Origin of the sequence: Microcoleus sp. Pol11C2, assembly GCF_036701505.1 — a bacterium.
Classification (GTDB): domain Bacteria; phylum Cyanobacteriota; class Cyanobacteriia; order Cyanobacteriales; family Microcoleaceae; genus Microcoleus.
The window spans coordinates 58,129-80,150 of the sequence record NZ_JAUBQX010000028.1 but is presented as its reverse complement, the minus strand read 5'-3'; the positions used below and the strand labels follow the sequence as shown (position 1 = coordinate 80,150).

The window sequence follows — 22,022 nt, the reverse complement described above, 5'->3', positions numbered from 1 at the left end:
AGTTAAAATTATTGATGGAAAGCAGTTGTAGACTTACCTGTATGGTTGCTTTTTACCAGCGTTCGGAATGGGCGATCGCTTCTACATCGACAATCATTAGCAAACGTCCTTCGGAATTGTACAGACCTTTTAAGAATGGAGCTAGGTCGGGACTCACATCTAGTGCTGAGACAATGCGATCGGGATTGAGAGGTAAAACTCCTTCGACGCGGGAGACGGCTAATCCCAGGCGCATTTTCGACAACAATCTCACGTCTCGTGGATCAGGCGCTTCTACCACTAAGATGCGGCTGTTTGGGTGGTAGGTGTCAACAGACTCAATACCGACAAACAGTCCGAAGTCTGCTGCTGCTAAGATTTCGCCCCGCAAGTTGGTTAATCCCAGCAAAAATGGCTGGGTATTGGGAACCAGGGAAATTGGTTGTTCCTTGAGGGAAAGGACTTCCCGCACAGCCTCTAATTCTATGCCGAACAGACTGCCTCCTTGACCGAACAGGAGAAATTGCTTTGTTGCACTTGTCTGATGCGCCCCAGCGGGGGGAGCCGTTATTTTCATGGCTTATTTTTAGTTTCTAGTGTAGCTTACCAATTAGAGTTTTGCGACCCTAAAGCCGATCGGCGATCGAGTTTTTCACCATCACTTTGGGTACCTCAAATGTTTCCGTTAAATAAATCGCGGCTGGGCAAATAAGCAGGTTTCTAGGATTAAACATAAATTTTTATGGAATTCAAAAACCCAGTAAATTTTAAAAAAACGGGGTTTGTCGGTATAATGTTTTTTGGGAAGTGGCCGATCACTTTATATTCGGTTTACGCTGAAAGCAAGCGCTGCACTATGTGAACGAGTTGCTGAGGTTCAAAGGGTTTGCTGACGTAAGCGTCTGCCCCTAAATCAGTTCCCCAAGCTTTATCGATCTCGGTGTTTTTATGAGTACAAAATACTACGGGCAATTTGGCAGTTGTGCGATCGCCCCGCAATTCTCTGATCACTTCAAACCCGTTCATTCGTGGCATCACTACATCTAAAACGACCAAAGCCGGAGGGGTTTTGCGGATCATGGCGATCGCTTCTTCGCCGTCGCCTGCCCGGATCACATCGAGTCCGGCATCTTGAAGAATGCGGCAGATGATTTCTAGTTCGGTCTTAACGTCGTCCACTACTAAAATTTTTGACATAATTCCACACTTCCTTGCTGTTGTTGACAGCGGACTACGTTTATTCAGAAGCTGGCGCGACCGGCGGCGATGGGACTATACCGCTTTGCGGACAAATTAATGTACTTCCAAATACAATATAGCCGATCGCATGGCTGAAGGTTAGCTGTCAGTGATTAAAAGCGATAAAAATTTACTTTGCTAACGGAATCGGTCTGAATAAATTAATCGGTAAGTGGTAATTGATTATTGGTAATTCGCTGTGTTGAAAGCAACAGTTCTTATGAGAAAGAGCGACTGGGGTACCAAAGCGATATTTTCTACGTATTTTTTTGATATTTGTTCCCTATTTTCTAGTTCACTGCATTGCCTAAGTCGTGCTGGCTAAGTTATTTCATTAGTCCAAATAACAGCCATTGAAAAATAGCTAGGTCGCAGTTAACACTGGTAATGATATCAAATTTTAACTAACTTAATATACAGCACTATATTGCTGATTTGTCGCTATTATTGAATTAATAATTAATGCCCAAATTGATGATAGTAACAAGGACATTTAAAGAATTTTATTGTCTGTAATTTATAATTTTGGGGGAAAATAAACTGACCGCGCGGGAGTCCCATTTTACCCAGTAGAGAAGTGTGGGTTTCACTAAAACTACTACCAGGAGGCGACCGCCATCCTTGAGCTTGATTGTGGGTTCAGCCGAAAAGACTGCTGCAAGATGCGGTCAATCGATTTTAGATTTTAGATTTTAGATTTTAGAATTGAAGAAGCGCTCCCACTGATCAATCCGGCGGCTGGTGATGAGCAGTCGGATATTTTTTTTCGCTTCACGGATGAATCCGGGGACCCCGGACGACATTGCTTGATTGTCAAATTAGTCGGTGAGAGAGACACGGCGATCGGCTATAATAAAGGGCTAGAGGAAAAGAACACCGAAAACCCGAAAATATGGTTGCCATCCAAAGAAATCTCAACATTGCCGCGCTAGAAGCAGAATACAGTCAAAAAACACCGCGAGACATTCTCAAATTTGCCCTAGAAAATTTTGACAATATCTCAATTTCTTTCAGCGGGGCTGAAGATGTAGTTCTGATCGATCTTGCCTCAAAAATCACCAAAAATTTCCGCGTTTTCACCCTAGATACCGGACGATTGCACTCGGAAACTTATCAGTTTTTGGATCAAGTCAGAAAACATTACGGCATTAAATTAGAAGTAATGTTTCCCGATGCAGCAGAAGTACAAGCCCTAGTAGAAGAAAAGGGATTGTTTAGTTTTTATCAAGACGGTCACAAAGAATGCTGTGGCGTGCGAAAAGTCAAGCCGCTGCGCCGCAAACTGAATACTCTCGATGCTTGGATTACTGGTCAGCGGAAAGACCAAAGTCCCAGTACCCGCAATGGTATTCCGGTCATTGAAGTTGACACTGCATTCTCAACTCCTGACCATGAATTAATTAAATTTAACCCCTTAGCAAACTGGTCTTCAGCAGAGGTTTGGGAATACATTCGCGCTTTGGATGTGCCTTACAACAAGTTGCACGAACGGGGTTTTGTAAGTATTGGTTGCGAACCTTGTACGAAGCCGGTATTACCGAACCAACACGAACGCGAAGGTCGCTGGTGGTGGGAAGAAGCGACCGTAAAAGAATGCGGTTTGCACGCTGGTAACGCACAAGCATAGTAAATCAGTTAGTTGTAAGGTGCGCTAGGCTCACCAAACAAATAGTAGGGTGCGCTAGGCGCACCTTACCCAAGAATAAATGCACTTCACATAAATCGTAGCCGAAGAATTCGCAATTAAAATAAACACAAATTAAGCTGAGCTTGCCCTTAAACTTTGATATAATGATCGACATTCAGAATAAATGCTAGCCGAAAAATTCGCAATTAAAATAAACACAAATTAAGCTGAGCTTGCCCTTGAAATTTGATAGAATGATCAACATTCAGAAAAGTTTTTAAAGCAGGTACTATATGCTCGCCTCAACTAGCGAATTGCTGAACACGGCCTTGAGAAATGGTTATGCGATCGGCGCTTTTAACGTCTACAACCTCGAAGGAGTAAAAGCCGTCATCAATGCGGCCGAAGCGCTGCACAGCCCTGCTATACTGCAACTTCACCCCAGCGCCCTCCAATACGGACAATCGCCTTTAGTCGCGCTGTGCATCAAAGCGGCCCGCAAATCTTTAGTACCGATCGCAGTACACTTAGATCACAGCACCTCAGAAAAAGACATTCACCTCGCCCTAGCCGCTGGCATCAAATCAACTATGGCAGACGGTTCTTTTTTGCCATACGAACAAAACTTAATATTTAGCCGGGAAATGACTAAATTATGCCACGCTAACGGTGCGACAGTTGAAGCAGAAATCGGCAGAATTAGTGGCAGGGAAGAAGGTTTGACAATCGATGAGAAAGCCGCAAGGATGACCGATCCCGTAGCAGCAGTAGAGTTTATCAAAGAAACTAAGGTGGATTTTTTGGCCGTAACAATTGGTAACGTTCACGGCAAATATCTAAGCGAACCGAAACTCGATTTTCCGCGTCTGGCAAAAATCCGGGCTGCTGTTTCAGTGCCGTTAGTGATGCACGGTGCTAGCGGTTTACCGGACTCAATGATTCATCAATGTATTAAATTCGGAGTATCTAAATTTAATGTGAATACGGAAGTTCGCGAAGCTTATATGGAGGTGTTAAAAAGTAGCATTTCTGAGGCACATCCGGATTTGTTGGAAATAATGGAAAAAGCTATCGATGCCATGCGATGGGTGATTTCTGACAAACTGCAACTTTTCGGTTCTGTCGGTAAAGCTTATTTGCATCATTCTCCCTACAGGGATGACTTGACCCCAAACAGTACAAGCAACAAACAAACAAGCGACAACCAATCACTTTTTGATCAAATGTTACAGCCTGTGTATAGTGAGGCCTTGAGTCTGATGTTGAAGTAAAACCAACTATAGTCCTGACTGCGAACCAGTTTTTAGTCAGGACTTCAGTCCTCTCTAACCCTTTAAAAATTGATCGGGATCGATGCCAGATTCCCGCAGCCGCAGAATTAAAGACTGCAATTGAGCTTCCGTTTGTTGAGCCCTACATTCTGCTGACTCGGCCCGCTGCCGTTGCTGTTCCGCTTCAGTCAGAATCCAATTGCCATCAACATCATACCAGCGCAACCACACTCGATCGATTCCCTGAAACTCCCCTTGCCACAAACCCAAGCCCAAACTTAGGTCAGGAATCCACACTCGCGAGTCGGGCAGTTCTAATTCTTGATAGTGTCCGCCCTTCAATTCAAACACTCGCAACCTGTTAGTATAGCGACTGAAAACTGCATAAATAGGAACCAGCAAAATTTGCTTGTAAACCTCCCATTTTCTGGGCCTTTCCTCCTTCGTATCGGCCTCCAAAACTTGCCCGTTACCTGCAGTGTTTCCCGACTGAAGTGGCAACTTTTCTTCATCGGTATTGTCGCCTAAATCTTCTTTTTATGTCCCCGGCGAAAGCAGTTCTACAATTACAAAAGGATTCACCCCTTCCTGCCAAGTAACATAACTCATCCCCAGTTCGGATTGATCGTAAAGTCGGGGAACTCCCACAACTCCAAACCAAGCCGGCCGCTTGTGCCACAGAGTGTGATGCACGTAATAATAAAGGTTCATGTCGGTGCCGCTAAATATCTCAGAAGCCGGATAATTCCGAGGTCGAAACGTCAGGCTCAACAACTGCGGCTGCAAATCGTGAAATTCGTCAGGCCAACCAGGTTCCTCCGGGTCTTCGCTGGGTAAATCATACATTGTCGGCAGCGTTTCTCTGGGCGATCGCGGCGGATCGGTTTGCGGCACAGGATATTTAAAAGGCAACATATAATATTGAGAAATGACTGCATTTATGCTAACATCATTTTAATACTTGCAGGACGAGCGCCAACACCCTGTAAAACGCTTATTTCAAAGTTTTCTTCCTCTATTTGGTGAAGTAAATCTTACCTCTCAAATCTCAAATCGACTGATCTGAAATTCTGCACTATGATCGACATTCCTCAACTGATTGCTCAAGAACTTTCCATTAATCTGTCTCAAGTCAATAATGCTCTGGAACTTTTCGCCGAGGGAGCAACTATTCCGTTTATTGCCCGCTACCGCAAAGAACGCACGGATTTGCTGAATGAAATTCAGTTGCGGGACATCTCCGATCGCTTCACCTATCTGACGGAAATTGAAGAGCGCAAAAAGTCGATTTTAGATACGATTAGCTCTCAGGGGAAACTCACTGAAGAACTGCAAGCTAAAATCGAATCGTGTTTGCAAAAAAACGAACTAGAAGACCTTTATCTGCCTTACAAACCCAAGCGGCGGACGCGAGCGACAATTGCTAGGGAAAAAGGTTTGGAACCGCTGGCAAATTTTATCAAAAGTCTGAACTTTCCGACGGCTAAACCAGCAGACTTTGAGGCGGAAGCAGCTAAATACATTTCGGAAGAAAAGGGAGTGAAGACAGCAGAAGAAGCTCTAAAAGGTGCTGCGGATATTTTGGCGGAAGCGGTTTCGGAAAAAGCCGAATTGCGCGCTTATTTACGGGACTTTTTGATGAAAACAGGAGTTTTTGTCTCGAAAATTAAAGATGATTTCCCTGAAGGAAGCACTAAATTTGAAATGTACCGCAATTACCAAGTTGCAGCGAGAAGCGTTCAATCGCACAATATGTTAGCGCTGTTTCGGGGGGAAACGGAAGGGGTTTTAGATTTGGAACTGGCTTTTGATGAATCCGCAGTGATGGCTTATTTGGAAGCTCAGGAAATTAGAACTAGGATACCGGAAGTTAAAGAGTTTTATCGATCGACTTTGAAGGATGCCTTTAACCGACTGATGAAGACTTCGTTAATTACAGAAGTACGATCGCACAACAAAGCCGTCGCTGATATCGAGTCCATTGCCACTTTTGAAACCAACCTCCGCGAGTTGCTGCTGTCGGCGCCGGCGGGCATGAAACCGACACTGGCGATCGATCCGGGATTTCGCACGGGGTGTAAAGTTTCCGCCCTCGATGAAACCGGGCAATTTTTAGAATATCAAGCAATTTTCCCCCACCAAGCGGCCGCTCAGCGACAGCAAGCTGGTAAAATTGTCAAGCATTTAATTGAAAAGTATAAAATTGAATTAATCGCGATCGGCAACGGTACAGCTTCCCGGGAAACAGACGAATTTGTTTCGGAAGTTTTGGCAGAAATGGACAGGAAACCGATTAAAGTCATGGTGAATGAATCCGGTGCATCTATTTATTCCGCAAGCGAGGTGGCGATCGCCGAATTTCCCGACCTCGACATCACCGTCCGCGGCGCAGTCAGCATCGGACGGCGCTTGCAAGACCCCCTCGCCGAACTCGTGAAAATCGACCCGAAATCAATAGGAGTCGGTCAATACCAGCACGACGTTGACCAAAAATTGCTCAAAAAGAAACTCGACGAAACAGTCGAAAGCTGCGTTAATTATGTCGGAGTTGACTTAAACACAGCTTCCAAAGAACTGCTGACATTTGTGTCAGGAATGACGGCAACAGTTGCCAAAAATATCGTCCATTACCGCAACGAAAACGGCGCCTTTAAAAATCGCCGTCAACTCCTGAAAGTTCCCAAACTCGGGCCAAAAGCTTTTGAACAAGCAGCCGGGTTTCTCCGCATTCGCGGCGGCGAAAACCCCCTGGACAATACAGCAGTTCATCCCGAAAGTTATCCTGTCGTGCAAGCGATCGCCAAGGATTTAGACTTGCCGCTGACAGGAATAACACAAATATCGGAAAAAATCAAGACTGTAAATATTAAGAAATATGTCACTGAAAAAGTGGGTGAACCAACACTTCGAGACATTATTTCCGAACTAGAAAAACCGGGAAGAGACCCGCGCGCCGAGTTTAAATATGCCACTTTCCAAGCAGGAATCAAAGAAATCTCCGACTTGCAAGTTGGGATGGAATTAGAAGGCATAATCACGAATGTAGCTAACTTTGGAGCCTTTGTTGATGTGGGAGTGCACCAAGATGGTTTGGTTCACGTTTCTCAATTAGCCGATCGCTTTGTAGATGACCCCAAACAGATTGTTAAAGTCGGACAAGTTGTGAAAGTGCGGGTTTTGGAGGTGAATGAGAAGTTAAAGCGGGTTAGTTTGACAATGAAGCTGCAAGAAAAACCGCAACCGCAAAATGGCAATAGCGCGAGGCTTCCGGCCCCGCGCCGACGTTGAAACTTTGGGGGAAAGGTGAAAAAGGACGATCGAACCGCGAAGACGCGTTCGGCGAAGCCGTTCCCGTAGGGTAGGACGCGAAGGAAGAGAACAGAAGAAGAAGCTGGTAATTGCTATTTTTTCTTGCTGGTTTTCCAAGTGCCGCCGTAGAAGTACAAAGGATTGTTTGCACTTACCGATTCCCAACATTTAAGAGATAAAAATACGAACTTGCTCAAAATGTTGGGTGCGATCGATCTCTCTAGGTAAAGTCAAGTTAAAAAAACAGAGACAGTTCTTCTCAAACCGCTTTGTCCGTAAATCCTGTTAATGGCAGATACAAGGTAGTCATTACACATCAGTAACAATCAATTAGGGTGCGTCAGCTAGGATTATTTTGATTACCAACTAATAATCTAAAAACTGACGCACGCCCGCAAAAAACTGTGCGTTAAATTCATACTTTAGGTGCAAATTAAAAATCTCAAACCTGACCCACACTACCACAAGAGTAAACATTGACCATCAAGTGAAACTTGATAAAATGCTCAGTAACCAGGTGGGTGTTGCAAGCTACCAACCACTTTGTCAATCTCCGTCGCGATCGCCAACAACTCCATTTCACGCCACCGCTTACCAACAATTTGCATTCCAATCGGTAAACCATTTTGAGTTTGTCCAATTGGAATTACCACCGCAGGATGTCCACTAAGATTAGAAGGCATGGTGTAAGCCCCGTTTGCCACTGAATGAGGATAGGATCTACCATTAACCTCAACGGCACTCCAAGCGGGACGGTGAGTAAACGCAGCGGTTGCCGCAACTGGACAAAGCCATACATCCCACGGTTCTAATGCCTCATCTATCTGGGCAGTGAAGCGATCGCGCTGTGTGAGTGCCTCGAAATATCCTTTCAAACTTGGATTCAATATCTCAGGTAGGAATCTGCTGAAATCTCCCAATTTTCTGAGTTCCTTGTCGCCTTGCGTTGCGGTGCGGAAGATTAACTCTAAACTACGACGCACATTATATCTATCCTGCGGTTGAGCGTAGATAGTAAGGTACATTGACATCCGTCCGTAGAGATTCAATATTTTGGAAAGGTCAAAGTCTTTGGGAAGCCAGCGTTCGATTTGCACCCCTGCGTGAGAGAGTGTCTGCACGATCGACTCCATAGCTGCTCGAATTTCAGAAGCAACGGGAACTTCGGCCCATTCAGCGCTCCAAGCGATTTTGAGATGCTGCAAAGGCTTGCCAGAGGGTGTATCGAGCGGGATCGGCGGGACATCAGGGCGTCGCAGATCCGCGCCTGCAATTAACGAAAAACACAGCCGGATATCTTCCAGCGATCGGGCAAAACACCCAACAGTCATCATTTGCCGAATAGACAGTGGCATTCCCGGCACTTCAGGAATCTGCCCTGCCGTAGAAATACGGCGATCTGTCGGCTTTAAACCATATATGCCGCAGAAATGAGCGGGTTGACGCACCGAACCTCCGAAATCGTTGCCCAAATCTAAGGGTGAAAGTCCGGCGGCGACAGCAGCGGCACTGCCCCCGGAACTGCCCCCAGGTGTGTAGTGAAGATGCCAAGGATTATTCACCCGTGGAAACAGAGAATTTGTGCTTTGATAATCGGCAGCCAGTTCCGCCATGTTGGTTTTTCCCATGATGACAGCACCTGCTGCCCGCAATCTCGCAACAGCAGTTGCATCCTGTTGAGGCACATAATCTTTGAGGGGAATATAGCCTGCTGTGGTGCGGAGTCCGGCTGTTTCAAAAATATCTTTAATCGTGATGGGAACCCCATGTAAAGCACCCCAGTTTTCTCCTCTGGCTAGGGCTTCATCCGCAACTTTTGCTCTAGTACGGGCATTGTCTTCATCCAGCGTACAAATGGCGTTTAATTGCGAGTTGTGTTTGGCGATTTGAGTAAGGTAAGCGTCGAGAACTTCGACTGCAGAGACTTCGCGATCGCGAATCATTCGCGCTAGCTGATGGGCAGAGGCAAACGTCAGGCTACTCATAAGCAACAAACAGGTATTTCTCTATCGAGTCAATTATATTCACTTTTAGTTAATATAATTGACTAATATCAAACGGCTTTGTCCCTAAATCCTGTTAATTGCCGACACAAGGTAGATAAGGGAGATAAGCAACATAAGGATGTTAAGGAATTTAAGCATTTTAAAATTCCACAGTCCGAATAAAAATATTTATTTTAAAAGACCGTATCTTCCCCGCAAGAAAAATAAAAAAATTCAACAATGATTATATAAGTGAGGGAAAGAGCAAGTTCGGGCAGAATCAATCAGCCTATTAAAAGCTTAGTTCTCCTCAATAAAAAAATTGTGTAAATTGGAGAATCAAAAAATGTCTGTATTACATCGCATCAAATCCGGTACATCTGTTTTATTAACATTGGGAACAGTTGCCGGAACCGCAGCGCCGATGCTAGCTCCCGCGCCTTCTTTTGCTCAGACAGCTTTTTCGGATGTTAATAATAACTACTGGGCAAAAGATTTTATTCAAGATTTGTCAGAAAGAGGAATTATCAAAGGATTTCCCGATGGCAGTTTTCGCCCGGATGCACTGGTAACGCGGGCTGAATTCGCGGCAATGATCCGTTCTGTGAAAAAGGCAAAAACCCGCGCTGCTGTTAGGTTTGCCGATGTTCCGTCTAATTTTTGGGCAAGCGGGGCGATCGCAGAAGCTTACGAAATGGGATGGATGTCTGGCTATCCCGGCAATGTTTTCAGGCCGGCACAGCAGATTCCTCGCGTTCAAGTTGTAGTCGCTTTAAATAACGGCATGGGCTATGAGCCTACCTGCGATTTTCAAGATGTTCTCAGTTACTATAGCGATGCGGGTGAGATTCAAAGTTATGCTGTCAAAAGCGTTGCTGCTGCTACTGAAAAACAGTTGGTTGTCAGCTATCCCAATCCTAAATCTCTCAAACCGAACAAGTCAGCAACGCGAGCTGAAGTAGCTGCTTTTATCTATCAAACATTAGTGAGTACCAATCAAGCAAGAGCAATTAATTCTCCTTACATTGCTAAGATTGATGTTAGCGAATCTGTTGCTGTGAAAATTCCCAGTGGGGTGACTATCCCCATTGAGTACACAAAAGGCAAGATTTTGCTCGGCCCCAATGACAAGTCTCCGATTACGCTGACTGTAGCTTCGGATATCACGGGCGATAATGGCCAAGTGCTGATACCCGAAGGCTCGAAAATTAGCGGCGAATTGCGATCGACTGCTTCGGGCGTTCAGTTTGTGGCTCAAGAATTAAGTATACTCAACGGCAGCAGAGTGCCTCTCAATGCCACTTCCCAACTGATTACTAGGAAAGAAACTGTTACCAAGGGCGTTAATGTTGGCAATCTGGTTAAGAATACGGCGTTGGGTGCAGCAGCAGCGGCGGCGATTGCAGGTGTTACGGGCGATCGGGCGATCGCGACTGAAGAGGTGCTCGGCGGTGCCGGAATCGGGACTTTGATCGGGGTGTTTTTGGGTAGAGATAAAGTCGATTTGTATGCGGTTAATCCTGACACCGATTTAGATTTGCTTTTGAATTCCGATTTGGTAGTTGGTACTGCCAGCACAGACATTTGTAGCGCTCGATAAAGCCGATACTTGGAAATTTCCTCAAACCCCTCGCCTTGCAGGAGAGGGGCTTTAATTTGTGTATTTTACCTCGCTAAAGGTGCATCTAATCAAATAATTAGCCAGGGATTTTCTTTAAGTGTGAATTCCTACGGACATCCCAAACTTTCGCGGGTAGAAACTCCCGTCACGGGATTGACACCATCTGCTTTCTCACACAGGATACTCACTTGATAAGCGTCGATAATCGCGTCAGTAAAATCTGCGCCGGAAATTGCAGCATCAAAAAACCGAGTTCGAGTCATAATTGCCTCGGAAAAATTAGCATTCATCAAATTAGCGCCGTCGAATGTAACTCTATCTGCCAAAGCACCGGAGAGGTTGGCACCTGACAAGTTGGCATTCAGCAAAACTCCCTTAGTCAAAATCGCATTAGTTAAATCAGCACCTTGAAAATTTGTTCCCCGCATTTCGGCTGCGACAAATGTTCCCCCCGCTAAATCCGAGTTGGAAAAATCGCGATCGGACAAATTAATATTTGTGTAATTAATATTTGTTTTCGGCAGGGCAAATGCCGGAGTAGCACTCAGCAGCACCCACGCACAAGCCAACACTAAACTTAAAACCAGGCTCAGAACAATTCGGAAAACACTTTTCATGATGAGGGGAATGGGGGATTGGACATAGTTGAGTGTTGACTGTTAACTGTTGACGGTTAACTGCTGACTAATGACTAATTAAAATCGCTTTACCCAATCTTCGCCGACGCGAAGCGTCAAGTCAGAATTGATTTCACCCGTAGAAGATGCTTCAATTTTACCGCCGCCTAACTCTTTTTGCAGTAGATTCGCTGCCTCTAAATCGCCTTGCTGAACAATAATTTGACTTTGCCGCTGCTTCTCTGGCGAATCCTGCACTACAGATACATTAAAAAAGCCCTTTTTTGTGAGAAAGTCAGCAACATTTTTTGCGGTGGTCGGTTTGTTAGAAGCGTTTTGGACAGCTATTTTGAGGTTTCTGGGCAAAACAGACTCGGTTGGGTTGCGAAATCGTCCTTGGGCAAAATCCGGCACGCCCGGGTTTAAATATTGTGTCATAATGCGATCGAGACCGATCGCATCTACAATCCAATAACTCCTCAAATCGGTTTGTTCTGAACTAGAACTTCCGGGCAACATTACCATTTTAAAATTCTCTCGCTCCAATTGCAAACCAAAATTTGCCAGCGTCAATATTTCCTCATAATTTAGGTTTGTATCTACATATTTTTGCATCAATCGCACAATTTGTGGCAAGCGCACCAATACTGATGGACTTGCGAGGCGGTTCCGAATAGCTTGAATTAAAGATTGCTGCCGCTGAATGCGACCAATATCTCCTAAACCATCGTTGCGAAATCTAGCAAATTGTTCTGCTTGTTCTCCGTTGAGAGTTTGCCATCCCTTGGCTAAGTTTATTTTTAACTTTTGGGCGCTATCTGTATACGACATGGCGCGAGGTACAAATACCTCAACTCCGCCCACTAAATCGACTAATTCCCGAAACGCATTGCTGCTGACTCGCACGTATCGTTCTATTTTCGTATTGTTCAGCATACTGCTAACCAATCGCGTCGCCAAAGCTGCTCCTCCCCTGGCATTGGCTTCGCTAATTTTGCTGAAGGGAATTCCGGGAACTTCGACTTTAGTATCTCGCGGGACTGAAAGCAAACTAATAGATTTATCTCTAGGATCGAGGTGCAATAAGAGTATTGTATCGCTGCGACCGTTAAATATCTTAGGGCCATTGGCGGCAGCTTCCGGCACGCGGTCAATTCCCAATATCAAGATATTAACGGGCCGCGATAGGCGGTATCCAGAGCGGTTCGAGGATAGATAGTCAAAGCCAGTAGCCTCTAATACTCTATTGATAATTGGCGGTTCCACGGGAGCTAACAGAGCGGTAATTGCCCCCATTGTGGCGGAAATTGCCGCTGTGAAAACTAGGAAAAATAGTCCCACGATATACACAAAGAATTTAGGCTTTTTTCGAGATGTTTGATCGACTGGTTGAACAAAGTTTCTTTTAAAAATTGACAAGTTTTTCATTTACTTGCTGTTGGTTATTGCAGTTTTTCAGCTTTGCAGTAAAACTTGGGCGGTGCTTCTGGAAAGTATTTGAACATAGCCGGACACAGCCAGCCTTCGAGATTTTTCGATTCCCACCGATACCAGTTACCCCCATATTCTGCTTTCAACCACAGCATTTCTGCTTGATATCCGGGAAATGGATTGGCTGAAAATAAAAGTCGGAAACCTTGAGCGGCATTCGGAATGTCTGCGACAAGCGCGTTAATCATTTCGGGGACGCCCTGAACAAATGGTTCTCGGACAAGTCCGACTCGCTCGTCGTCAAAAACCCAGGTGTACTGTTCGCGATAGGGGTAAATTACCATCATGGCATTGGACATGGTATTTGCCTCTTTTCCTTTCCTTTTTTTTGTCTGCAAAAATGCAAGTGTGGATACATTATATTCGGTTGCGCGGAAGTTGTGCGCTATCCGCTTTGACAACCCTGTTTTAACTTAGGAATTTTTTTGGGTTATTTAAAAATTTTATTCGGTTTGGGCGGAGGGGCGAAGTTGAGGGCGATGGGGTTTTAGAGCAATTTTTTTTTGACTTTTTTATTTGAGGTAAATAGTAGCAAAATTCAAGAGGAATAAAGGTGATTTTTGGCAGGCTTTTTCCTCTTATTCTGCCTATTTGTATACCCTTACTACGTTTATAGTAAGGGTATACAAATAGTCTGTCTTCTCCCAAACTATGAGAACCGACACCCTAACTACAAACCTATAACTGTTTGTAGCTGCGTGTGATGTTTCTTTTGGGGAAGCTCCAGCTCAAATTCTCGTCAGCTCAACCAGCGCCTTAGCTAAATATTGATACTGCGGCAAAGTATTGTATAACTGAGCCGAAATCCTCACCAACTGCTTACTAGCAGTCGGCCAAGGAATCACCGGAACTTCTATTTTAAAAATCTCCCACAGCGCCTCTTGCAAAGGTGGAATTCCTCCCTTTGCAACCTCATCAGACTGGCCGTCTGCCAGAGGCACAACAGCCATCGAACCCACCATTTCATCAGGACAAGGCAGCGGCAAATCTAATTTGTCCGCCAATATTTTTCTCCCCGCCAATGCTAAAGCATGATTCTTTGCCCTCAATTCCGGCCAGCCGCCGCTCAACAAAGAACCCATAAAATCAATAGCTACAGGTACGCACAAATAGGGGCTAGGATCGACTGTCCCCATCCAGTCAAATTCTAATTGAAAGCGCGATTTATCAGCGCGCGGCGAGTTAGCACCGTGACTGATCGTAGTTGGGCGAATTGCATCTTGCTTGTCGCGCCGCACGTATAAAAAGCCCGCACCTTTGGGCGCGCACAGCCATTTATGGCAATTTCCCGTATAGTAAGCCGCGCCAATTTCATCTAAATTCAGTGCTACCATTCCCGGCGCATGAGCTCCGTCTACCAATACATCCACGCCACGGTTAGCTAACGCGCCCACTAACTGTTTGATGGGAAAAATTAAACCTGTTTGGCTCACAACGTGGTCTAATAAAGCTAACTTTGTTTGCGGTGAAACGCACTTAATTATTGCTTCAATAATTTGGTCGGGTGATTCAATTGGAAAGGGGACTTCTGCTACTATTACTTTAGCGCCTGTACGCTCGGCTACAAAATTAAGTGTATTGCGGCAAGCGTTGTATTCCTGATTTGTAGTTAGCAATTCGTCGCCCGGAGAAAAACAGAGCGATCGCAAAACAGCATTTACTCCCGTCGTGGCATTCGGCACAAACACCAAGTCATCCTCAGCCGCACCGAGATATGCTGCTAACTGATTTCTCGCATTATCCAACAAGGGTTCAAATTCCCGCAGAAGGAAGCGCAATGGTTCTCTTTCCAGTTGTTCGCGAAAAATGGTTTGCGCTTCGAGTACGGGAATGGGACAGGCCCCAAAAGAGCCGTGATTGAGGAAAGTTATATTGCGATCAAGCAACCAATATTGGTTAATCATTAGTAATTAGTAATTAGTCATTAGTCAGTAGTCATTAGTCAACTGTCAACCGTTAACCATTTTACCTTTTAATTGCTCAAACTCTTCTAAGGTATTGCAATTGGATAACATTACTGCTTCTGGTTCCCCTACAGGTAGAGGTATTGAGGAGATTTGATTTAACCACACTTGAAAGGAACGTCCCCCTTTGTCAATAAAACTTTGCAAGCTGGGCAGAGATTGTTGGCGGTAGAAGCCACACAAAGGCTCCCAGCGCGAATTTTGATAAGGCACAACTGCTAAAGTTGATGGGGAAAATTCTGTTAACTGACTTGCCCAATTCTGAATAATCTGGGCATCCAACAAAGGCAAATCGCAAGCTAACAGTAAAATCCACTCGGCGGCAATTTCTGTCAATCCCTGAGTCAATGCAACCAAAGGCCCGGAACCCGGATTGTACTCTACCAGAAATTGGGATGTTTCGGTTAAGGTCGATCGATAGCGATCGGGCCAAGCAGTCAGAACATAAACTTTGGGGGTTACAACTGCGGCCACTTCCAACGCCCGCTGCAATAGGGATTTGCCCTCAATTTCCAGTAGAGCTTTATCCTTACCCATCCGCGAACTTTGACCGCCTGCAAGCACAATTACAGCAATTTTATGATTAGTCATTAGTCAGTAGTCAGTAGTCAGTAGTTAGTAGTCAGTAGTCATCGCAAGAATTACCTGTGTTGAACAGGCAAGATGCCTGTTCCATAATAATTATTGGAGATGTCTGGTAGTCAGTAGTCAACTGTCAACTGTCAACTGTCAACTCAAAACACTAACGGCTTGGCTAACTTCCTCAAGTTTTTGCACGACTTGACCGCTACTTAATAAAGTTTCGGCCTCAATCAAACCCGAGTTTATATCCAAACAAACTCCGCTGCGCCACAGATAAAATCCGCCGTTCCAGATAGCGGACTGCATCAATTCCGAGGGTTTTCCCAGCAACACTTCCTGCATTTGTTTGAATAACTCTGGGGCTGATTCAAAGGCAGGATTTGTGTTGCTAAAACCGTAATCTCCGTGAGCTAAAAGCACTCGTTCAAACTCAGCGTCCGGCTTAGCAATGCCGATAATCGCAGTACGATCGCGCGGCAAATCGCAGCTTCCCTCCAATCCCTTAACTGTGGTATAATTTTTGATTCCGCGCAGCTCAAAGGCTTTTTGAAACATACCTTCTGTCGGCGGGTGGACGTAGCCCGATATAACGTTAACGTCGCCGATACAGGGACACCACATCAACTCCATTGTCGAAAAAGGTGGCCGTTTACCAATTTCGCGGCGGTAGGGAACTAAAGCGGTGGCTTGAGGAAAATGCTTGGGAAGGTAAACAAAACCCACACCCGTATTGTCAAAAACTTGCTGGACTTTTTCTAAACTCAGTTTTCCCCAATTCACTCCCAAACCGCGCCAAATTTCAATCAGAGGAATGCCTTCTTTCGTTGGCATTGTATCCCCCCCGTGCATGAGAGTTGGGACGCCAGAGGCTGCTAAAATTAGGGCGGTTATTGGGCTAATTGGAGCCGTGCGTGATCGCCCGTCGTAAGCAACGCCAAACACGGCGACGGTAGAGACGGAAAACCCTTTTTCTCGGTTTGGGGGGGCAAGCATAGGCCCCAATTCTTCATAAGCATCGAGCATTCCGGCTAATTCTTCCCCAGTGGGCCGTTTAATGCGGTGGGAAATCATAAAAGCTCCGATTTGAGCCGGTGTTGCTTCCCCCAGCAGCATCATCCGCGTGGCTGCTGCTGCTTCGGAGCGAGTTAAGTTTTCTCCTGTGTGTACTCCGCTGCCAATTTTTCGCAGCAATTCTCTAAATGCGTCACTCATAACTTTTAAAGTTAGTAATGGGTAGTTGGTAGTGGGTAGTTAGTAATTGGTAATTGATAGTTAGTAATTTGGTAATATTTGAATCCGTTTCAATTTAAAATTCCCAAAATTCAATTCAAAATTATCGAATTAACTCCCTGATTTTTCTAGCTTGATTAAATCAAATGGCGGCACAAATTCGCGTACCAGATTCCAGAAATGGGCGATCGGCGGAATTTGCATTCGATCGTGAGTTGTCACCAACACCACTTCGCGAGTCCAAGTGGGATCTGCTGCCAATTGACCGATCGTCGAAACCTTGGAATTTGACCGCTCTTGGGCGATCGACCGAATAGCTAAAGTGCGATCGCCCTTCGCGTCCACCAAAGCTGAATGCGGCAGCAAAGCAATCAACTCTCCCTGTCGCACCACACCCCGAAAAGCATCAAGAGTGTTCAGTTCCAAAACAGCATGAAGTTTAGCACCGATGCGTCCAAATTGTTCTTGCACCATCCGCTGCATTCCGTACCCATCCTTAAACACCACTTGCGGGTAACAAATCAATTCCGGCCAAGGTACTCGCTCGTACTGGGCCAGGGGATGACCCGCCGCCATCAACACCTCGATCGGCTCATTGTAGAGCACCTCAACCAACATTTCCGGGGCTTGAGTAAAATGGCGGTTGTTCATCACCACCGCTATGTCCACCAAACCGTCTTTGAGAACTTTCAGGGCTCGATCGCTTCCGAGGGAAGTCACCCGCAACTGCACGTCTGGATAGTCGCGGCAAAACTTTTGCAGCACAGGCGGCAAATAAGCAGCGCAAACCGAGTGAATCGCAGCCACGCAAAGTTCCGGCTGCTTTCCCGCCCGTAAGTCTCCCAATTCTTCAGCAGCATTTTGCCAAGTCTGACAGATTTTGCGAGCGTGAGGTAGCAGGCATTCCCCTCCCACAGTCAGTTTCGCGTGGGCCGTGCGGTGAAACAGCGACAAACCCACTTCCGCTTCTAATCCCTGCACTTGGCGGCTAATAGTCGATTGGGTAACGCCACACTTCCGGGCCGCTTGCTGAAAGCTACCAGTTTCAGCAACTGAAAGAAATGCTTGAAGCTGCTCTAAGCGCATGGAGGTTTAATTCGAGATGGTTTCAGAAATTTGACTGGAAGATAATCTGTGACATTAACCGATTTAGTAGCAGAATTTAGTAGACTTTGATACAGGTACAGATTAGTTTTGATTCCGAGGCGAGAGGGGGGGATGGTTCGCTCCAAGTATGAATCTGCTCCGGCAGGATTTCTGAGCCTCCAAGTAGAGGTCGATTCTCCTATGTTGAAGGGATTTCTGAATCGGCAAATTTATCAAAAAATAGATTCAATAAAGATGAATTTATCGAATCTTGCCAGCTTCTAGTTAAACCGTTTCAATGAACGGCACTCTAGTAATCCCTTCATCAAGTGCGCTCAATTGCTCTGTTTTTCCGTAAGTTGTGACTTCAAAAGATAGCACTGAGTTTCGTACCTCCTTGGGAATTATAGTACCTCACTCTCCCTCAACCTCTCAATAAATGTACGAATATTGCAGGCAGGTTAAAGCCTGCTGTGAACTTTGCTCCCCGGACTAAAATCACTTTTGTTTTATGTTTTTTTGTGTATAAACTAGAAATTAGCGGGTCAGCAACACAAGTGCAACTAGGATCGATCGCACAGGAAAGCCGAAATGCTGCCATTTATTAAGATTATGTCATTTAACCACAATTTTATTCCCCAAGATGGCTGTTGCCAGTGGCAACCCCAGTTGATGGGACTGCACGCGGTCAGCGATTTGTTAATTGCCTTGGCTTATTATTCAATTCCAGCAATTCTGACATACTATGCCCGGAAGCAGCGGGACGTGCCTTTGAGCAAGGGTTTTCTCCTATTGGGAGCCTGGTTTTTCTGCGGCGGGACAACTCACTTGATGCAAGTTTGGATGCTGGTGCATCCCAGCTACTGGCTGTCAAGTTCGATCGCCGCCGTTACCGCTATCATCTGTTTGTGGGCTGTAGCGTCCCTGATCCCCTGGGTTCCTCAAGTGTTGGCTTTTGCTGGGGCGGCCTCTTTACCAGCAAATACGGCGCTGGAAACTGAAAAGGTCGATCGACTGCAAGCCAACTCTGCTATTACAAATTCCGTCCCCTCCCTCACAACCGAACTCCAGCAAATTAACCAGCAATTGCTTGCAGAAATAACACAGCGCGAGCGAGTCGAAGACCTCCTGCTTGACACTGTAGACAAGTTGCAAGAAAGCGAAGAACGCTTCCGCGTTTTTCAGGAATTATCTCTAGACGGATTTAACGTATTCCGCAGCATCCGCGACGAATCCACAATTGTGGATTTTGAATGGGAATACGTCAATCCCGCAGCGGCCAAAATGCAACACCGTACCCCTGAAGAATTAACGGGCAAGCGATTGCTGCAAGTGCTGCCGGGTCATAAAGATAACAATTTGTTCGACCGTTACGTGCAAGTTGTAGAAACAGGAATTCCCCTCGAGACCGAGATTTATTACAACAACGAAGGTATTGTCGCCTGGTTTCGGATTATGACCGTTAAATTGGGCGACGGCATTGCTATTTCTTTTAGCGATATTACTGGGCGTAAGCAAGTAGAAGCATCCCTGCGCGAGGCGCTACAAAAACTCACTTCTCATTTTGAAAATACGCCCCTAGCGGTGATTGAGTGGGATGAAAATTTTCGTCTCAGCGGGTGGTCGCCGGCGGCACAGAAGATTTTTGGCTGGGAAAAAATAGAAGTTTTAGGCAAGCATTTTAGCGAATGGAACTTTATTTCTAAGGGCGATTTGGAAGAGGTAGAATCGGCAATTTATAGTTTAAAAAAACCCGAAAATCGCTGCAATGTAGTTCGCAACAGCAATTATAATAAGTGGGGTTCGTTGGTACACTGCGAATGGTACAATTCGGCTTTTTACAGCGATTCGGGACAGTTGGTATCGGTGCTGTCTCTGGTTTTGGACGTGACGGAACGCTTTAAATTTCTGGAAGTGCTGCGACAGTCTGAAGAGCGGTTTCGGATTGCTGCAGAAAGTGCCAGCGATTTGATTTACGAATGGGATATCGAAACCGGGATCGTGCTGTGGTTCGGTCACGTAGACGAACATTTGGAGTACGCAAAAGGCGGATTTCCGAGGACAAGAGCAGCTTGGAACAGTATTTTGCACCCGATCGACCGCGATCGAGTTTTGGCCGCGGTCGATGGGTATTTGAGTGCGCCAGACAGTTCTGCCACCCCATTTTTTCAGGAATACCGCGTTCAGTGCCAGCGGGGCCGCTTGCTCCACTGGATCGATCGAGGCAAAGCAGTGCTTGACAAACAAGGTAATCCCTGTAAATGGATCGGGGTTATTAGCGACATCACCGCTCGCAAAGAGGCCGAAGAACAGCGGAATTGGGCATTGGCGCGGGAACAGGCCGCTCGTCGCGAAGCCGAAGCCAGCGAACAGTTGTACCGCGTCCTCGCTGAAGCCATCCCACAAATAGTTTGGACTGCCAGAGCCGACGGCTGGCTCGACTACTACAACCAGCGCTGGTTTGAATATACTGGCTTGACACTGGAGGAAACTCAAGGCTGGGGGTGGCAGCTAGCCCTGCATCCCGATGACTTGGAAGATTCCGTAGAAAGCTGGAAGACCTCGGTGGAGACAGGGAAGACTTACGAGGTGGAATACCGCTTTAAACGGGCATCTGACGGGGCTTACCGCTGGCATTTGGGCAGGGCATTGCCCGTGCGGGACACTGAGGGGAAAATTCTCAAATGGTTCGGGACTTGTACTGATATTGACGATCGCCAGCGATCGGCCCAAACAGCCTATTTTAACGCTCAAGCTTTGGCTTTGCTGTCGTCGGCTTCCCTGGATTACGAGAAGGCGCTGCAAGGTTTGGCAGATTTAACAGTACCGGGGCTCGGGGATTGGTGCTGCGTGCATTTGCTTGATGCAGACGGCTCAATCCGCTTGCAAGCAGTTGCTCACTCAGATCCGAGCAAAGTCGCTCTGCTGCGGCAAATTGATCGGCGTATGCCACTAGACCCCCAGGGACGGCACGGAGTAGCAAAGGTGCTGCGGACTGGTGAGTCGAAGCTCTACCCAGAAATACCGGAATGGGTGATCGAAGCGGTTGTGCCGGACAAGGAACTGCAGTTGGTGCTGCGATCCCAATCCCAGGTGCTGTCGGCAATCTGCGTGCCGCTGATCGCTCGCGGGCGGACGCTGGGAGCGATTTCGTTGCTGTGCGGGGAGTCGGGCCGTCGCTGCGGGCAGGAGGATTTGGTTTTGCTGGAGGATTTGGCGCGGGATGCGGCGGTGGCGATCGACAATGCGCGACTGTACCGGGAAGCAGCGGAGGCCAACCGGATTAAAGACCAGTTTTTGGGAACGCTTTCTCACGAGTTGCGGACGCCTCTGAACGCGATTTTGGGCTGGGCCCAGATGCTGCGGCAGCGCCAGATGAGTCCGGAAAAAACGGCTGTGGGTTTGGAGACTATTGAGCGAAACGCGCGGTTGCAGACTCAGATGATTGAGGATTTGCTCGACGTTTCCCGGATTGTGAGCGGCAAAGTGTGTTTGAAGCTGTTCCCGGTGGATTTGGTGCGGATTGTAGAAACGGCGGTGAAGGCGCTGACCCCTGATGCTGAAGCTAGGGGAATTGAATTGGTGAGTTTTTGTGCCGAAGGGGTGAGCTTGGTGAGGGGCGATGCTACTCGTTTGCAGCAGGTAGTGTGGAATTTGCTCTCGAATGCTATTAAGTTTACGCCCCCGTCGGGTCGCGTGGAAATCACGCTCTCAGAGGATGGGGAAGCGGGAGCAGGGGGTGGCGCCATGTTGTCTGGGCTGTCTCCGGTTCACTCTGTTTCGATCGTTGTCAGCGATACGGGAATTGGCATCAGCAAGGAGTTTTTGCCCTTTGTGTTCGATCGCTTCCGCCAAGCTGACAGCACTTCTACGCGCAATTACGGCGGCCTGGGACTGGGATTGGCGATCGTCCGCCATCTCGTGGAACTCCACGGCGGCAGTGTCTGGGCCGAAAGTCCTGGGGAAGGACTCGGCTCGACTTTCGGAGTGCGGCTGCCAATTTAGTCAGTTGTCCGTTAAC

Annotated in this window: 17 protein-coding genes; 5 read left to right on the top strand and 12 right to left on the bottom strand. The window is 46.6% G+C overall.

The features are described 5' to 3' along the window. Positions 1-52: 52 nt before the first annotated feature. Together QUA42_RS17150 and QUA42_RS17145 are read right to left on the bottom strand one after the other, a co-directional pair. Positions 53-556, bottom strand: a complete 504-nt coding sequence (locus QUA42_RS17150; RefSeq protein WP_333138495.1) for a chemotaxis protein CheW — start codon at positions 554-556, stop codon at positions 53-55. Positions 557-810: 254 nt separating this feature from the next. After that, the gene (locus tag QUA42_RS17145; protein WP_333138493.1) at positions 811-1,176 is read right to left on the bottom strand and encodes a response regulator; all 366 of its coding nucleotides are present in this window, start codon (positions 1,174-1,176) and stop codon (positions 811-813) included. Positions 1,177-2,110: 934 nt separating this feature from the next. Here QUA42_RS17145 and QUA42_RS17140 point away from each other — a divergent pair. Together QUA42_RS17140 and QUA42_RS17135 are read left to right on the top strand one after the other, a co-directional pair. Next, entirely contained in the window at positions 2,111-2,845 is a 735-nt protein-coding gene (locus tag QUA42_RS17140; RefSeq protein ID WP_333138492.1) for a phosphoadenylyl-sulfate reductase, read from the top strand. A 293-nt stretch (positions 2,846-3,138) separates the two neighbouring features. Beyond that, the gene (locus QUA42_RS17135; RefSeq protein WP_333138490.1) at positions 3,139-4,116 is read left to right on the top strand and encodes a class II fructose-bisphosphate aldolase; all 978 of its coding nucleotides are present in this window, start codon (positions 3,139-3,141) and stop codon (positions 4,114-4,116) included. A 54-nt stretch (positions 4,117-4,170) separates the two neighbouring features. On the opposite strand, the gene QUA42_RS17130 is transcribed toward QUA42_RS17135, so the two are convergent. Then, entirely contained in the window at positions 4,171-4,617 is a 447-nt protein-coding gene (locus QUA42_RS17130) for a Uma2 family endonuclease (protein ID WP_333138488.1), read from the bottom strand. Positions 4,618-4,653: 36 nt separating this feature from the next. Next, positions 4,654-5,031 carry a Uma2 family endonuclease gene (locus tag QUA42_RS17125; RefSeq protein ID WP_333138486.1) on the bottom strand — a complete coding sequence of 126 codons (378 nt, stop codon included), beginning with the start codon at positions 5,029-5,031 and terminating at the stop codon, positions 4,654-4,656. Between the two features lie 162 nt (positions 5,032-5,193). Here QUA42_RS17125 and QUA42_RS17120 point away from each other — a divergent pair, with 162 nt between their 5' ends. Continuing rightward, positions 5,194-7,404, top strand: a complete 2,211-nt coding sequence (locus QUA42_RS17120; RefSeq protein ID WP_333138484.1) for a Tex family protein — start codon at positions 5,194-5,196, stop codon at positions 7,402-7,404. Between the two features lie 527 nt (positions 7,405-7,931). On the opposite strand, the gene QUA42_RS17115 is transcribed toward QUA42_RS17120, so the two are convergent. After that, a complete protein-coding gene (locus QUA42_RS17115) occupies positions 7,932-9,410 on the bottom strand; it encodes an amidase (RefSeq protein WP_333138482.1) in 1,479 nt (492 codons plus the stop codon). A gap of 346 nt (positions 9,411-9,756) precedes the next feature. Here QUA42_RS17115 and QUA42_RS17110 point away from each other — a divergent pair, with 346 nt between their 5' ends. Continuing rightward, the gene (locus QUA42_RS17110; RefSeq protein WP_333138480.1) at positions 9,757-11,010 is read left to right on the top strand and encodes an S-layer homology domain-containing protein; all 1,254 of its coding nucleotides are present in this window, start codon (positions 9,757-9,759) and stop codon (positions 11,008-11,010) included. A 128-nt stretch (positions 11,011-11,138) separates the two neighbouring features. On the opposite strand, the gene QUA42_RS17105 is transcribed toward QUA42_RS17110, so the two are convergent. From QUA42_RS17105 to QUA42_RS17075, 7 genes are all read right to left on the bottom strand, one after another. Then, positions 11,139-11,648, bottom strand: coding sequence for a pentapeptide repeat-containing protein (locus QUA42_RS17105; RefSeq protein WP_333138478.1), 510 nt, complete (start codon positions 11,646-11,648; stop codon positions 11,139-11,141). Positions 11,649-11,726: 78 nt separating this feature from the next. Next, positions 11,727-12,989, bottom strand: a complete 1,263-nt coding sequence (locus tag QUA42_RS17100; protein ID WP_333138476.1) for an LCP family protein — start codon at positions 12,987-12,989, stop codon at positions 11,727-11,729. A 101-nt stretch (positions 12,990-13,090) separates the two neighbouring features. Further along, positions 13,091-13,438, bottom strand: a complete 348-nt coding sequence (locus QUA42_RS17095; RefSeq protein WP_015175132.1) for a DUF6717 family protein — start codon at positions 13,436-13,438, stop codon at positions 13,091-13,093. Positions 13,439-13,867: 429 nt separating this feature from the next. After that, the gene (locus QUA42_RS17090; protein ID WP_333138475.1) at positions 13,868-15,043 is read right to left on the bottom strand and encodes an aminotransferase class V-fold PLP-dependent enzyme; all 1,176 of its coding nucleotides are present in this window, start codon (positions 15,041-15,043) and stop codon (positions 13,868-13,870) included. A 45-nt stretch (positions 15,044-15,088) separates the two neighbouring features. Next, complete coding sequence (locus tag QUA42_RS17085; RefSeq protein WP_333138473.1) at positions 15,089-15,694, bottom strand: molybdenum cofactor guanylyltransferase; 606 nt, start codon at positions 15,692-15,694, stop codon at positions 15,089-15,091. Positions 15,695-15,832: 138 nt separating this feature from the next. Beyond that, positions 15,833-16,897, bottom strand: a complete 1,065-nt coding sequence (locus tag QUA42_RS17080) for an anthranilate phosphoribosyltransferase family protein (protein WP_333138471.1) — start codon at positions 16,895-16,897, stop codon at positions 15,833-15,835. A gap of 129 nt (positions 16,898-17,026) precedes the next feature. Continuing rightward, complete coding sequence (locus QUA42_RS17075; protein WP_333138469.1) at positions 17,027-18,001, bottom strand: LysR family transcriptional regulator; 975 nt, start codon at positions 17,999-18,001, stop codon at positions 17,027-17,029. 591 nt (positions 18,002-18,592) lie between these two features. On the opposite strand from QUA42_RS17075, the gene QUA42_RS17070 reads away from it, so the two are divergent. Beyond that, positions 18,593-22,006: a PAS domain S-box protein gene (locus QUA42_RS17070; protein ID WP_333138467.1), complete on the top strand. Its 3,414-nt coding sequence runs from the start codon at positions 18,593-18,595 to the stop codon at positions 22,004-22,006. Positions 22,007-22,022: the final 16 nt, after the last annotated feature.